This is a genomic window from Arthrobacter woluwensis, from assembly GCF_030816155.1.
GTDB lineage: Bacteria > Actinomycetota > Actinomycetes > Actinomycetales > Micrococcaceae > Arthrobacter_E > Arthrobacter_E woluwensis_A.
In genome coordinates, this window is the sequence record NZ_JAUSXR010000001.1 from 3,372,586 (window position 1) to 3,387,380 (window position 14,795).

Genomic DNA, 14,795 nt, shown 5'->3' on the forward strand with positions numbered 1-14,795 from the left:
GGCGTGAGTCCGCTACAGGATGTAGCGGACTCACGCCTCCGACAGCGGACTCAGCGGAGGCCCGGCCCGCCAGGGCGTTCCGGGCGTCCTGTCGAGCCCGTGGGTCCCGCGAGTTCCGGAACCGTGGAAGTCCCCGGGTGCTGCTCGAAGATGATCTGGGTCTCCGTCCGGCCGAGGTCCGGATCGGACCCGAGATGGAGCTTGATGAAGTCGCGGAGGGCCGGCACGCTCTCACAGGCGATGTGGAGCACGAAATCGTGGTCTCCGCCGATCAAATAGATGCGCTGAACTCCGGGAATTGATCGGAGGCGGTTTGCGACGACGGGCAGGCGGTTGCGGACCGTGCTGTGCACACTGACGAAGATCATCGCCTCGACGCTGGTTCCGACCGCCTCCGGGTCGATGTCCGCGTGGTAGCCGCGGATGACCCCCGCCTCTTCGAGAGCCCGCACACGGCCGTGGCACGTGGACCGCGGAAGTCCCACCCGGGCGGAGAGCTCCTTGTTGGACAGTCGCCCGTCTCGGCTGAGTTCGGTGAGGATCCTGCGGTCCGCCGCGGAGAGCTGAATTCGGTTCACGGAACCGCCTTTCATCAGAGCAGGGATTCGACGGTGAAACGCCCCATGGAAGCAAATCTGAATTCTGTCCGGAATTCTAGAAGTGATCCCGGAGGATTGCGAGACTTGATGCGTACAGGACGAATCTGCGACTCACGGCACAGGTGGTTCGCACCAGGATTCTCACCAGGAATGGAGTGGCAGTGGGGCATGCATGGATCGGCGGGATCACCCGGGACGACTGTGAGCGGGCGGACCGCGCGGACCCTCTGGCGTCCTTCCGCGACGAGTTCGACCTGCCCGAAAGGTTGATCTATCTCGACGGCAACTCGCTGGGCGTCCTGCCCCGGGGTGCCGCCGAACGCTGTTCCGCCGTGCTGAGGGACGAATGGGGCACCGATCTCATCGGCAGCTGGAACAAGAACCACTGGTTCGGGCTTCCTTCCCGGATCGGGGAGAAGATCGGACTTCTGATCGGCGGCGGGGACGGCGGCTGCGTCGCCACGGACACCACCTCGGTGAACCTCTACAAGGTGCTCGGCGCGGCGCTGAGGCTGCAAGCGGAGGACGCTCCCGGGCGGCGGGTCATCGTCTCCGAGCGGGAGAACTTCCCCACGGACCTCTACATCGTCTCGGGCCTCATCGACGTCCTGGACAAGGGCTACGAGCTGCGGCTGATCGACGGGCCGGAAGACCTGGACGGTGCGCTGGGAGCCGACGTCGCCGTCGTGCTCCTCACGCAAGTCAACTACCGGAGCGGCGCGCTCTGGGACATGCGGGCGACGACGGCGCGCATCCACGACGCGGGCGCGCTCGCGGTCTGGAATCTGTGCCATTCGGTGGGCGCCGTCCCGCTCTCCGTGGCGGAGTCCGGTGCCGACTTCGCGGTCGGCTGCACCTACAAGTACCTCAACGGAGGGCCCGGTTCTCCCGCGTTCCTCTGGGTCGCCGCGCGTCACCTGGCCCGGGCCGAGTCGCCGTTGACGGGCTGGTGGGGGCATGCCGAGCCGTTCAGTATGGCTCCGGAGTACGCACCGGCCGCCGGCATCGACCGATTCCTGGTGGGCACCCAGCCGATCCTGTCCCTGGCGACCATGGAGGTCGGCGTCGACCTGGCGCTCCGGGTCGACCAGGAGGAACTGCGCCGGAAGTCGCTGGCGCTCACGTCGCTCTTCATCGACCTGGTGGAACAGCGGCTTCCGGGGCATCCGCTGACCCTCATCACCCCACGGGAGGAGGAGCGGCGCGGAAGCCACGTCTCGTTCCGGCACCCCGAAGGCTACGCCGTCATGAAGGCCCTGATCTCCCTGGGGGTGGTGGGGGACTACCGCGAGCCCGAGGTGCTGCGCTTCGGGATCACCCCGCTGTACCTGCGCCACGTAGACATCTGGGACGCGGTGGAGGTCTTGCGCCGGGTCCTGGACGAGGAACTGTGGAGGTCTGCGGAGTTCCAGCTGAAGGACGCGGTGACCTGAGGGCCCGGCCCCCGGGACCAGTCGCCCGCCGCAGGCCCTAGCCGTACACCGTGAGGTTCGGGTATTCGCTGTCGTCCGGCTCGGAGGGGAGCTGATATCCCAGGCGATTGCGCAGTCCCGGAGCCTTGGCCTCGAGGACCGCCCGCACCCACACCAGCACGCCGCCGAGGGCAGCCCACAGCACCGCCAGGATCGCCGTCCCGGTCAGCTCACCGCCGCCCAGCACCCAGCCTCCGGCCAGCACCGCCCCGACGGTCCAGAGACGCAGCGCGGCGTCACCGGCGTCGAGCACTTGGGCGGTGGCCGTGCGGGCGATCCGCCGCTGCCGCGGATTCGCGCTCTCCGGTGCCGCGGTGCGGATCGCCCCGAACGCCCGGGCCAGGTCGACGCCGCTCGTGACGGCACTCAGCACCAATCCCACGGCGACGATCAGCCCGCCTGCCAGGGCGATCCCGCCGATCACCTGCTCGACAGGCTCCTCAAAACTGATCTTGTCCGCGTACAGCCCGGGCTGGTGCAGGTACACGCCCGCGAACACGAGCACCGCCCCGATCACCGTCAGCGAGCCACCCGCCTGCTGGAACCAGTCGTGCGCGGTCCAGGCCCGGCGCGCCCGCCGGCGCTGTTCTTTCGTGGTGATGCGGACCGCAGGTCCGCGATCTCCCAGGGCACTCTTCGGCAGAGACGGCGCCATCTCCCGAGCCCAGCGCCGGTTCCGCGCCACGAGCACGAAGCACGCCACGGTGCACAGCGCGACGACGGCGAGCAGCACCCCGGACGCGACCGCCCAGCCGGTGAAGGCGTCGCGGTGGTCCGGGTCGTCGAGGCGTTCGGCCTCACCCGCTGCGAGGACGAGGCACGGGATCAGTCCCAGCACGGCTACGGAGCCCAGCCCGACGGCGCTCCACACGGCGGGGAGGTACGGATCCGAGACCTGTCCCCGGACCGACAGGGCACCCGGGAAGCCGGAGTCCCTCGGGCCCAGCCCGGCATAGAAGCGGCCCTTGGCCAGGCGTTCCGGGACCAGTGCGACCCCGTACAGGAGGATGAGCGCCGCGATCCCGATCGAGCTCACGGCCACGACGCCCAGGGCTCGCGAATCCATCCCCGAACCCCGCACGGTCAGGCTCGCGACGAGCATTGCGAGAAGCAGGAGGCCCAGCGCCACCGCGCACCCTGCGATGCCCGCGCGCAGCACGGCGAGCACGGCGTCCGCCGCGACGAGAGCGCGCGTCGGCAGCGCCTCCTGGTGCCTGGACATCGTGCCTCCCGGAGCGTGAGTGAGGTGGACCGTGCCGGCCCGCACGACGCGGCACACCCCCAAACTACCGCGTCGTCTCTCCGGCCTGGGGCCCTTCCAAGACCTGTCGGGATTCGTCGGGGGTGGTCTGGCTCGCTGAGTCCGCTATGGATGGTGTGAGTCCGCTACACGATGTAGCGGACTCACACCATCCATAGCGGACTCAGCAGGGGGGTGAGGGCGGCCCCGGTGCCACTTCGACCCCGCCGGGGTGCCCGCCGCCGTCGTGGTCCACACCCTGGACAGCCTCACCGCACCATGTTTGACTGCAGTCAACCCGGGGAAAACCCGTCACGGACGGCGAGGCATTCCGGACCGGGGCGGGCCCTGCACGCGGCTCCGCTCGACGGCGATGATCGGAAAGGCGGCGGAACCGCATGGCTGGGGGAGTCGCACGCCGATGAACTCCCTGTTCCGAACCTCCAGCGCCGTCCTTGTCCGGGCCTTTCCCTTGATCCTGTCGGGTCTGGTTCCCCAGCTGACGAGCCTGGTGGTGCTCACGATCAGCCGCATGTCCGGCACTCCGTCGGCCACCGCACTGCTGGGGCTCACGTCGTCCCTCACGGGGCTCGCCTTCGTGGCGACCGTAGGGGTCTCCATCTGCACCGTGCGGGATCTGGTGCGAGCTCGGAAGCAGTCCACGACGGCGGCATCCGGCGATCCTGAGGCGGCCCGTGTGGCTCAGTCGAGTGCTGTGCAGGCCAATTGGCGCATCGCCAATTCGTTCGCGGTGTTCAGCCTCCTGCTGTCAGCGGTCTTCATCCTCATCTACTCCCGCAGCATCCCGGAGGAGCATGCCTGGATCGTCTGGAGCTACTTTTTCTCACAGTCACTGTCCCTGCTGGTCACCCCCTACTTCGCGGTGATGAACGGCGCCTACCAGTTCGTGGATCGGAGCCGCGAGAACCTCTTCTCCTCCGCGGCCGTGGGGCTGAGTTCGGTCGGTGCTGCAGCGCTCTGTTTCCAGTTCTCCGGATCACCGTCCACGGCATTGATGGCGTTCGGGCTGTCCCAGTCCGTCATCAGCGTGGCCGTCCTCCTGATCCGGCTGACGCGACTGTCCCGGAAATTCGGAGTCGTTCCCTGGGACCTGCGCTTCGACTTCTCCGCCGGACGGATCGTCGAACGCCTGGCCGGTGCGATCGACGGCGCCGTGTTCATGACGGTCTTCCTCCTGGTCCAGATGATCGCGACGTCGATCTCGGTGCAGACGGGCGCCGAGATCGCGCTCGCGGTCGGCGTCGCCCGCATGGTGGTGGTTCCCCTGAAGCAGGTGGGACTGACGTACGGGCGGATGCGGATCTCGGGGCTCGTCCCGGCAGACGACGGGAAGGCCGCCTCCCTCGGCGTGCTCGCCATCTCGACATGGGCCATCGTGGTCCCGATCTGCTTGGTGATCGTCGCCGTCGGCCTGCTGGGCCGGCCCGTCGCGGGGAGCTGGACCCTGTCACTCCTGATCGTGGCGCAGTTTCTCGTGGAACCCTTCGCGGGCGTCCTCTACGGCGCACTGAAGATGACGGCCGGTCCGAAAGCCGGGCTGGTGGGACTCTTCGTCTCGTACGGTCTCGTCGCCTCAGCTGGGTTGGTCCTCCTGCAGCAGACGGCCGGCGACGCGGTGCAGTTCTGGGCGCTGCTCCTGGCGGTCCGGGTGCTGTTCGCGCTGCTGACCACTCGCGCGTGGGTGCGCTTCCGCCCCGCCGTGGAGCCCGTGACGGTCCGCTGAACTCGCTAGGGACGGTTCGAGCTCGCTACCCGCGACAGCGAAGTCGGCCCCTGCGTAGCGAGTTCAGCCGGGTTCCGCGCCCTCGATAGCGAGTTCAGCGCCGCACCCCCGACCCGCCCTACGACGACGCCGGCGCGGGCCCCGAGCTTTCGCGGATGCTCAGGCGCGGCTGAGCTCCCTCGATGCTGGGCACCGGGGTCTCGGCGGCGATGTGCTCCAGCAGCGTCTTGACGGCGAGGGTCCCGAAGGCCACGGTGTCGCGGGTCAGCGACGTGATGGGCGGATTGCCGAGCTGCACCAACAGTGAATCCTCGAAGGAGACGATCGAGAGTTCGTCCGGCACTCGGAGCCCGAGCCCCTGGGCGGCACGGAGGCTGGCCATCGCCATGACGTCCGTGTCGTACATGACGGCGGTGGGCCGCGCGGACCGTGCCAGCAGCTCCCGGGTGACCCGGGCGGCGTCGTCGGCCTCATAACCGCTGATCACGCTCTGGGAGGCGTCGAGTCCCAGCGCCTCGGCGCTCGCGGAGAACTCCTGGCGCCGGAGCTGGGTGTGCTCCAGCTCCTCGGGCCCGGCCACGTAGGCGATCCGGCGGTGACCCAGTCCGTGCAGGTACCGGACCAGGGTGTCCGTTGCGGCGCGGTCGTCGGCCCAGACCGCCGGGATGGCCGCCGTCTGGGAAGGGTGTCCCGCGACCTGGACCGCGGGCAGCCCGAGGTGTTCCAGGACCTCGAGCCGGGGGTCGTCCACGCGGGGATCCACCATGATCACGCCGTCCACGATCCGGGACTGCCACCACTCCCGGTAAGCCTCCAGCTCCTCCTCGACGCTGCCCACCACCATCATGTGGAGGGCGGTGTGGCTGCCGGTGAGGCCGAGCTGCATCCCGGACAGCAATTGCGGGAAGAACGTCTCCGTTCCCAGGATCCGGGCCGAGCGGTTCAGCACGAAGCCGATGGCGCCGGCCTGGGACTGGCCGAGCGCGCGGGCGGCTCGGTTGGGTTTCCAGTTCAGCTCGTCCGCGATGGCCTGGACGCGCATGCGGGTCTCCTCGCTGACGCCGGGCCGCCCGTTGAGGGCGAAGGAGACGGCGCCTTTCGAGACGCCCGCACGCGCGGCGATTTCGCTGATCGTGGCGCGCTTCGGGTGGTTCATAGCAAGGATCATACGCCGTCGAGGGGTCTTGACTATATCGGTTTAGTTTGGAAGTCTGGCTTCACTTCAGTGACGGGGAGACGTGCGACACAGTGGACGCGCCAGGGACCCCCCAGCCTTGCTACAAAGGAGTCGCACGATGCACCAGAAGAAGACCACGAAGAAACTCATGGCGGGAGCCGCCCTCCTGCTCTCCGCCGCCCTCGGCATGACGGCCTGTTCGGGCGGAAGCCAGGGCTCCGACCAGCAGAGCGATGCCATCGAAGGCGAGATCACGCTCCAGACCTGGTCCCTGACCCCCAAGTTCAGCGACTACCTGAACAAGGTGATCGCGGACTTCGAGAAGGCCAACCCGAAGGCCAAGGTCAAGCTCCTCGATCAGCCCGGTGACGGCTACTCGGAGAAGGTCCTCAGCCAGGCCGCCTCCAACTCCCTCCCGGACGTCGTGAACCTCCCGAACGACTTCGCCTACCCGCTGGCCCAGCAGGGCGTGCTGCAGGACCTCTCCCAGGGTGACGACCTCTCCAAGAACTACGTCCAGGGCGCGCTCGACGCGTACAAGTTCCCGGGCATCGACGGCACCTACGCCTACCCCTGGTACCTCCAGACCGATGTGAACTACTGGAACACGGACCAGCTCTCCCAGTGCGGACTGGACCCGGCCAAGCTGCCCTCCAGCCGCGACGAGCTGTTCACCCAGGCCAAGACCATGCACGACAAGTGCCCGGACAAGTTCCTCATCAGCACCTTGCCCGGCCTGAACGCCCTCACGGCCACCGGCCAGAAGGTCATCAACGACGACGGCACCCAGTTCACCTTCGCCACGGACGACTCCGCCAAGGTGATCGACAAGTACCGCGACGCCTACAAGGCCGGCTACATGCCGCCGTCGATCCTCAACAACAACTACCAGGGCAACGCCAAGCTGTTCACCCAGCAGAAGGTCGCCTGGACCACGGCCGGCTCCTCCGGCGCACTCGACTTCGTGCGGGACAACCCCAGCCTGAAGGGCAAGTTCACCGAGAACAAGGCGCTCGACACCCCGCCGCTCTACCCGCAGGGTCTCTCCGTCTCCGCCAAGAGCAAGCACCTGGCCACCGCCAAGGCGTTCGCCAAGTTCATGACCAACGCGGAGAACCAGAACGCGTTCGCCAAGCTCACCAACACCTTCCCGTCCTCCACCGGCTCCTCCGAGGACCCGTTCTACTCCAAGGACGACGGCACCGAGGCCGGCAAGGCCCGTGTTCTGGCGTTCAACAGCCTCAAGGAAGGCAAGGTCCTGAACCCGGTGCAGTGGAACTCCGCCATGGACGACTACTTCAAGCAGCAGGTGGCCCTCGCCGTGAAGGGCGACATCTCCGGCAAGGAAGCCCTGCAGAAGGCTCAGGACAAGGCGAATCAGCTGCTCAAGCAGCAGAAGTGAGCCGTTCCTGAGCGGGTGGGCCGCCGGTCCCGGCGGCCCACCCCGTTCGTCAGCTGAAAGGAGACGTCCATGGCGTCGACCACCATCCCGCGCCCGGTGAAAATCCCGGCGAAACCCCCGGTGGGCACCCGGGTCCGCACCAGCAAGTGGTTCACCCCGTGGATCCTCGTGGCGCCGGCGCTGCTCTGGCTCCTGGTGTTCAACGTCTGGCCGTCCCTGAACACCATCCGCATGGCGTTCACCAACGCCAAACCGCTGGGCGGCAAGGAACGCTACGTCGGCGTCCAGAACTTCCAGCAGATCCTCGAAGACGACCAGGTCATGAACGCGCTGCTCAACAGCGTGGTCTACATGGTCATCTGCGTGCCGCTGCTGACCCTGCTCCCGCTCCTGCTCGCGATCCTCGTGCAGAAGCCGCTCAAGGGCATCGCCTTCTTCCGCACGGCGTTCTACACGCCGGTGATCGCCTCCGCCGTCGTGGTCGGTCTCATGTGGAGCTGGCTGCTCGACTCGCGCGGCGCCGTCAACAACCTGGCGCAGGCGCTGCACGTGGTCACCGAGCCGATCCCGTTCCTCACCGACCGCTGGCTCGTCATCATCTCCGCCATCAGCCTGACCGTCTGGAAAGGCCTCGGGTACTACATGATCGTGTACCTGGCGGCCCTCGGGAACGTCGGCAAGGAACTGCACGAAGCCGCCGCGATCGACGGAGCGGGCGCGGTCCGCCGCTTCTGGAGCGTCACCGTCCCGGGCGTCCGGGGAGCCATGGGCCTGGTCGCCGTGCTGGTGGCCATCAGCGCGCTGCGGGTGTTCTCCGAAGTCTTCATCCTCACGGGCGGCAAGGGCGGACCCGGCGGCGAAGACCTCACCATGGTCATGCTCATCCAGCAGTACGCCCGCGGCTTCACCGGCAACCTCGGCTACGCCTCGGCCCTGAGCATCCTGCTCTTCCTGCTGACGCTGATCCCCATGCTGGTCCTGGCCCGCCTGAACTCCAAGGGGGACAAATGAGCGCCACTGAACTGCGGCCCTCCGCACCGGACGACGCCCTGGAAGGCGCGACGCCGCCGGCCCGCCGCCGTCGTTCCCGCACCTTCGGCGAGCCCTCCGCCGCCGAGAAGTTCTGGCGCTACGCGGCGCTGATCTTCGTCCTGTTCGTCACGGTCGGACCCTTCCTGTGGCAGATGTCCACGTCTTTGCGCAGCAGCACCGAGGACATCTACACGGAGAACCTCAGCCTCCTCCCGCAGCAGCCCACGCTCGGCAACTACGTCCGGGTGTTCCAGGCGATCGACGTGTGGCGGTACATCGGCAACTCGCTCTTCGTGGCCGCGGTGGCCGTGGTGGGCAACGTGGTCTTCTCCACGGCCGCCGGGTACGCGCTGGCCCGGCTGTCCTTCCGCTTCAAGAAGTGGGTCCTGGGCCTGTTCATGATCACGCTCATCCTGCCGGCCGAAGCCACGATCATCTCCCAGTACGTGACCGTGCGGGACCTGGGCCTCGCGGACACTCTGCTCGGTGTGGCGCTGCCCGGCATGGTCAGCGTGCTGAACGTGCTCCTCATGTTCAACGCCTTCCGCCAGCTCCCCACGGAGATCGAGGAGGCGGCCGTGGTGGACGGCGCCAACGCCTGGCAGCGGCTCATCCGGGTGGCGCTGCCGTCCGTCTACGGCACCATCGCCGTGGTGGCGATCTTCTCCTTCATCGGCGCCTGGGATGATTTCCTCTGGCCGCTGATCGTTCTCACCACCCCCGAGAACTTCACGCTCACCATCGGACTGCAGTACCTCTCCGGCACCTTCACCAATGACATGCGGCTCATCGCGGCCGGCACCATGATCGCCTTCATCCCCATCGCCGTGGTCTTCGGCGTCCTGCAGAGATTCTTCTTCAAGGGCGTCGAAGAGGGCGGCGTCAAGGGCTGAGACCATTCATCAACGATTTCAGGAGGACAATTCCGTGCGATTCGGGGTCAACTACACACCGGCGTCGGGGTGGTTCCACTCCTGGCAGCATCTCCGGGAGGAGGACGTGCGCCGGGACCTGGGGCAGATCGCCACGCTCGGCGTGGACCACATCCGCATCTTCCCGCTCTGGCCCGTGGTGCAGCCGAACAGGAGCCTGATCAGCCAGACCGCGCTGGATGACGTGATGACGGTGGTGGACGTCGCCGCGGAGTTCGGCCTGGACGTGAACCTGGACGTGCTCCAGGGGCACCTCTCGAGTTACGACTTCCTCCCCGCCTGGATCTCCACCTGGCACCGGGCGGAACCTGTTCACGGACCCGGACGTGGTGCGGGCCGAGGCGGATCTGGCGGCCGAGTTCGCCCGTCGCCTCGAGGGACGCCCCAACATCATGGGCATCACCCTGGGCAACGAGCTCAACCAGTTCGCCCCGCCCATCCACCCGGACGCCCATCCCGTGACCCCGGAGCAGGCGTCGGCCTGGCTGGAGACCCTCGTGGCGGGCGCCCGCTCGCACGGGAACCCCTTCGTCACGAACGCCATGTACGACGCGTCCTGGTACGACGACCGTCAGCCTTTCGAGCCCCGCCACGCCGTGGAGTTCGGCGACGCCACCGTCGTGCACTCGTGGGTCTTCAACGGCGCCGCGCAGACCTTCGGACCCCTCCACGACGGTTCCGTCCGCCACGCCGAATACCTCCTGCGGCTCGCCGCCGCGTGGCACCAGGACGCGACCCGCCCGGTGTGGCTCCAGGAGGTCGGCGCCCCGACCACGGTGATCCCGCGGGAGTCCGCCCCGGACTTCCTCGAGGCCACCATCCGCCACGCGGCCGCCGTGCCCGGCCTGATGGGGGTGACCTGGTGGTGCTCGCATGACGTCTCCCGGGCGCTCGCCGACTTCCCGGAGGTCGAGTACGACCTGGGTCTCTTCACCCACGACGGCGCGCTGAAGCCCACGGGGGAGCGCTTCGCCGCGCTCGTGGCCGAGTTCCGGGCGGCCGGGGCGGGCGCGGCCGGCAGCACCGGCGCCGTGCCCGCCGTCGAGCCCTCCGCCGTCGCGCTCGTCCTCGACGACACCGCCGAGGGCTACCGCGCGAGCTGCGCACCCGGAGGGGCGTTCCACCGTGCGTGGCTGGACGCCGCCGCGGCCACCGGACAGGGCCCGCAGGTCCTCCTGGCCTCCCGCGGTCAGGACCCGGCCGTGCTCGCCGCCCGCGGCATCACCGCGGTCCTGGAGAGCGGCGCATCCGCTCCCGGGGCAATTACCGCAAATCGCTAGCGAAACCCCGGAAACCGCTGCTAGTCTCGCCCTTTGCGAGCCGTTGACCTACCAAGCCACCTGACACCAGACGTGAGGACACGAGCACATCCATGCATGACGACATCAACCTGACCACCGGACGGGTCAAGCGGGTTCTGGCCGAGCGGCTGTATCCCGCCGTCTACGAGGAGAGCGTGGCGCTGGACGTCGCCTGGCACGAACTGCCGGGCGAGCCGATCGCCCCCGCCGAGGGCCTGGCCCTCGAGTACTCGCCGTACCAGGTGGGAACCCCGTGGGGCGCCGCCTGGGGCACCACCTGGTTCCGTCTGCAGGGCCGGATCCCCGAGGGGTGGGCCGGACGCCGCGTCGAGATGGTGGTGGACCTCGGCTTCGATGTGAACATGACGGGATTCCAGTGCGAAGGCCTGGTCTACGCGCCCGAGGGCGAGCCGCTGAAGTCGCTCAACCCGCGCAACCAGTGGGTCCTGGTGGCTGACGAAGCGCAGGGCGGGGAGACCGTGGAGCTCTTCATCGAGGCCGCGTCCAACCCGGTGCTCCTGGATTACCACCCCTTCCTTCCCACGCAGGAGGGCGACATCCGCACCTCCTCGCCGAAGAAGCTCTACACCACGCGCCGCATGGACCTGGCCGTGTTCAACCGCGAGGTCCACGAACTGTGCCTGGACCTGGAGGTCCTGTTCGAGCTCCAGGCCGAGCTGCCGGAGTCCTCGCCGCGCCGGATGCGCATCCTCCAGGGTCTGGACGACGCCCTGGACCGCGTCGACCTCCAGCGCATCGCCGAGACCGTGGGGGAGGCCCGCGAGGTCCTCGCGCCGCTGCTCGAGCGTCCCGCCGAGGCCAGCGCCCACCACGTCTCCGCCATCGGCCACGCGCACATCGACTCCGCCTGGCTATGGCCTCTGCGCGAGACCATTCGCAAGGTGGCCCGCACCAGCTCCTCCATGACCGAGCTGATCGGGCAGGACCCGGACTTCCGGTACGGCATGTCCAGCGCGCAGCAGTACAAGTGGCTCAAGGTCCACCGGCCCGAGGTGTACGCCAAGGTCAAGGCCGCCGTCGCCGAGGGCCGTTTCGTGCCGCTGGGCGGCATGTGGGTCGAGTCGGACACGGTCATGCCCAGCGGCGAGGCCCTGTCCCGCCAGTTCCTGTACGGCCAGTCGTTCTTCCGGGACGAGTTCGGCGCGGCCTGCCGCGGAGTGTGGCTGCCGGACAGCTTCGGCTATTCGCCGGCCCTGCCGCAGCTCATGCGCCGCGCCGGTTTCGAGTGGTTCTTCACCCAGAAGATCTCCTGGAACCAGGTCAACAAGTTCCCGCACCACACGTTCAACTGGGAAGGCATCGACGGCTCCCGGGTCTTCAGCCACTTCCCGCCCATGGACACCTACAACGCGCAGCTCTCCGGCGAGGAGATGGCCCGCGCCAGCCGCCAGTTCCGCGAGGCCCGCGTCGCCTCCGGGTCGATCGCGCCGGTCGGCTGGGGCGACGGCGGTGGCGGCACCACCCGCGAGATGACCGGCAAAGCCCGGCGTCTCGCGGACCTGGAAGGCAGCGCCACGGTCCGCTGGGAGAACCCGGACGACTACTTCGAGCGCGCCCGCGCCGAGATGCCGAAGCCCCCGGTCTGGGTCGGTGAGCTGTACCTGGAACTCCACCGGGCCACCCTCACGAGCCAGCACAAGACCAAGCAGGGCAACCGCCGCGTGGAGCACCTGCTGGTGGAGGCCGAGCTGTGGAGCGCCACGGCCGCGGCCCGCACCGGCTACGCGTACCCCTATGACGAACTGAACGCACTGTGGGAGGACCTCCTGCTGCACCAGTTCCACGACATCCTGCCCGGCACCTCCATCGCCTGGGTGCACCGCGAGGCCGTCGAGACCTACCGCCGCCTCACGGAGGAGGCCGAGGCCCTGATCGGCCGCGCCCTGGACGCCCTGGCCGGCGACGGCGACGTGCAGCTCACGTTCAACGCGGCGCCGTTCGGCCGCTCCGGCGTGCCCGCGCTGGGCGCCTCCGAGGCTGCCCCGCGCGGCGCCGAGCCGGTGACCGTGAGCGAGGAGGCGCGCGGCGTCGTGCTCCGCAATGGACTGGTGGAGGTCGTCATCAGCCGTGAAGGCCACGTCGTCTCCGCGGTGGACCTGGCCAGCGGGCGCGACGCGATCCCCGCGGGCGCCGAGGCGAACGTGCTCCAGCTGCACCAGGACTTCCCGAACATGTGGGACGCCTGGGACGTGGACCGGTACTACCGCAACCGCGTGACCGAGCTGCGTTCACTGACGTCGTTCTCCGTGGAGGGCGACGGGGACGAGGCGCGGGTCGTGATCGAGCGCGAGTTCTCCGGGTCCCGGGTCCGTCAGGTGCTGCGCCTGGCCGCGGATGCGCGCACGCTGCGGATCGATCAGGAGACCGACTGGCACGAGGCCGAGAAGTTCCTCAAGGTGTCCTTCCCGCTGGACGTCCGCGCGGAGCACACGGCCGCGGAGACGCAGTTCGGCTTCAACAAGCGCGTCACGCACACCAACACGAGCTGGGAGGCGGCGAAGTTCGAGACGTCCATGCACCGCTTCGTGCTGGCGGAGGAGCCCGGCTTCGGCGCGGCCCTGGTGACGGAGTCCAGTTACGGCTTCGACATGACCCGCGACGCTGACGACGACGCCGGCGTGACCACCACCCTGCGCCTCTCCCTCCTCCGGGCTCCGCGGTTCCCCGACCCGGAGACGGACCAGGGCGTGCACCAGCACTCCTACGGCCTCGTGATCGGGGCCGACGCCCTGGTGGCGACCCGTGAGGGCATCCACCTGAACAGCCCGGTCCGTTCGCGGTCCGGCGCCGCTCCGGTCGAGTCCCTCGTGCGGGTCGACGGCGATGGCGTGCTCGTCTCCTCGGTGAAGCTCGCCCACGACCGCTCCGGCGACCTGGTGGTCCGCGTCTACGAGCCGCAGGGCCACCGCGCGAACGCCGTGCTGCACGTCGACCCGGCGTTCGGCGCCGGCCGCGAGGTCAGCCTGATCGAGGACGAGCTCCCCGGACGCCCCGGCCCTGGAGGCGGCCGGCGCCGGCTCCGGTGGCGAGGGCGCGACGGCGGAGGCCGGCGTCGCGCTGTCCCTGTCGCCGTTCTCGGTGCGCACGTTCCGGTTCAGCCCGGCGCAGGTGGGCTAGGCGGGTTAGGCAGGTCTCCTCGCCCGAGTTCGTGGGTTTCGGGTGAGTTCGTGGACCATCTCCACGAACTCGCCTCGAAACCACGAACTCGGCAGGGGGCGGGGGCTGGTACAGAGCAGGGGCCGGTGCGGGCTGCCTGGCTCCGTGAGACCGTGGGTTTCCGTCGAGTTCGGGGGTTCGTTCCGGCGTCGTGGGTTGCGGGGGGTGTTCTCGGCACGGACCCCCGAACTCGGCAGGGGTGGCCCCGAGTGGACCCGCCCCACACCCACCTGGCTTCGTCGCTCGGGCTTGTCTGGCCAGCCGTTATTCGTGAAACCGTGGGTTTCCGTCGAAACAGTGCATTAACCACACTGTTTCGACGGAAACTCGCGGTTTCGGCGTTTCCGGGGCCCTCGCGGACGGGTGGGAAGCGGGTCGGGAGCGCGATCCGGAGTGGCTTTGGCGGTGCTCGTCCGTCGAGTTCGTGGGTTTCGGGTGAATTCGTGGATTATTTCCACGAACTCGCCTCGAAACCACGAACTCGGCAGGGGTGGCCCCGAGTGGACCCGCCCCACCCTCGCCTCGGCCCCGGTGCACCAACGCGTTTTCCGGGCCGATCGCCACTCCACACCCGCCCGTTTCTGCTGGACCCACACCCACCTACGCCCCCGGATTGTTCAACAAAGCCTTGCCGGATTGTTGAACAAAGTTTTATGATGTGAGTCACGTGGTCCCGTGATGGGCGCCACGGACAGCTCCTGGACCGGTCGGTCCCCGTG

General features: G+C 68.6%; 10 protein-coding genes. 7 read left to right on the forward strand and 3 right to left on the reverse strand.

Annotated elements, in window-relative coordinates; genetic code table 11:
- Nucleotides 1-50: 50 nt before the first annotated feature.
- Complete coding sequence (locus QFZ52_RS15490; protein WP_307498505.1) at nucleotides 51-578, reverse strand: Lrp/AsnC family transcriptional regulator; 528 nt, start codon at nucleotides 576-578, stop codon at nucleotides 51-53.
- Between the two features lie 182 nt (nucleotides 579-760).
- Between QFZ52_RS15490 and kynU the strand changes: the two genes are divergently transcribed.
- Nucleotides 761-2,032 (forward strand): kynureninase, encoded by a 1,272-nt coding sequence (kynU, locus tag QFZ52_RS15495; RefSeq protein ID WP_307498507.1) that lies wholly within the window; start codon nucleotides 761-763, stop codon nucleotides 2,030-2,032.
- 37 nt (nucleotides 2,033-2,069) lie between these two features.
- On the opposite strand, the gene QFZ52_RS15500 is transcribed toward kynU, so the two are convergent.
- Nucleotides 2,070-3,293: a hypothetical protein gene (locus tag QFZ52_RS15500; protein ID WP_307498508.1), complete on the reverse strand. Its 1,224-nt coding sequence runs from the start codon at nucleotides 3,291-3,293 to the stop codon at nucleotides 2,070-2,072.
- Nucleotides 3,294-3,732: 439 nt separating this feature from the next.
- Here QFZ52_RS15500 and QFZ52_RS15505 point away from each other — a divergent pair, with 439 nt between their 5' ends.
- Nucleotides 3,733-5,055 carry a hypothetical protein gene (locus QFZ52_RS15505; protein WP_307498509.1) on the forward strand — a complete coding sequence of 441 codons (1,323 nt, stop codon included), beginning with the start codon at nucleotides 3,733-3,735 and terminating at the stop codon, nucleotides 5,053-5,055.
- A 118-nt stretch (nucleotides 5,056-5,173) separates the two neighbouring features.
- Here QFZ52_RS15505 and QFZ52_RS15510 read toward each other — a convergent pair whose 3' ends face one another.
- Entirely contained in the window at nucleotides 5,174-6,211 is a 1,038-nt protein-coding gene (locus QFZ52_RS15510; RefSeq protein WP_307498510.1) for a LacI family DNA-binding transcriptional regulator, read from the reverse strand.
- Nucleotides 6,212-6,350: 139 nt separating this feature from the next.
- On the opposite strand from QFZ52_RS15510, the gene QFZ52_RS15515 reads away from it, so the two are divergent.
- The 5 genes from QFZ52_RS15515 to QFZ52_RS15535 all read left to right on the forward strand — a co-directional run bounded on the left by QFZ52_RS15515 (nucleotide 6,351) and on the right by QFZ52_RS15535 (nucleotide 14,738).
- The gene (locus QFZ52_RS15515) at nucleotides 6,351-7,634 is read left to right on the forward strand and encodes an ABC transporter substrate-binding protein (RefSeq protein WP_307498511.1); all 1,284 of its coding nucleotides are present in this window, start codon (nucleotides 6,351-6,353) and stop codon (nucleotides 7,632-7,634) included.
- A 69-nt stretch (nucleotides 7,635-7,703) separates the two neighbouring features.
- The gene (locus QFZ52_RS15520) at nucleotides 7,704-8,645 is read left to right on the forward strand and encodes a carbohydrate ABC transporter permease (RefSeq protein WP_307498512.1); all 942 of its coding nucleotides are present in this window, start codon (nucleotides 7,704-7,706) and stop codon (nucleotides 8,643-8,645) included.
- On the forward strand, nucleotides 8,642-9,559 hold the full coding sequence (locus tag QFZ52_RS15525; RefSeq protein WP_307498513.1) for a carbohydrate ABC transporter permease: 918 nt from the start codon (nucleotides 8,642-8,644) through the stop codon (nucleotides 9,557-9,559). Before QFZ52_RS15520 ends, QFZ52_RS15525 begins: the two co-directional genes overlap by 4 nt.
- Nucleotides 9,560-9,924: 365 nt before the next feature.
- Nucleotides 9,925-10,878, forward strand: a complete 954-nt coding sequence (locus QFZ52_RS15530; RefSeq protein WP_307498514.1) for a glycosyl hydrolase — start codon at nucleotides 9,925-9,927, stop codon at nucleotides 10,876-10,878.
- Between the two features lie 92 nt (nucleotides 10,879-10,970).
- Nucleotides 10,971-14,738 carry an alpha-mannosidase gene (locus tag QFZ52_RS15535; protein WP_307498515.1) on the forward strand — a complete coding sequence of 1,256 codons (3,768 nt, stop codon included), beginning with the start codon at nucleotides 10,971-10,973 and terminating at the stop codon, nucleotides 14,736-14,738.
- The last annotated feature ends 57 nt before the right edge of the window (nucleotides 14,739-14,795 follow it).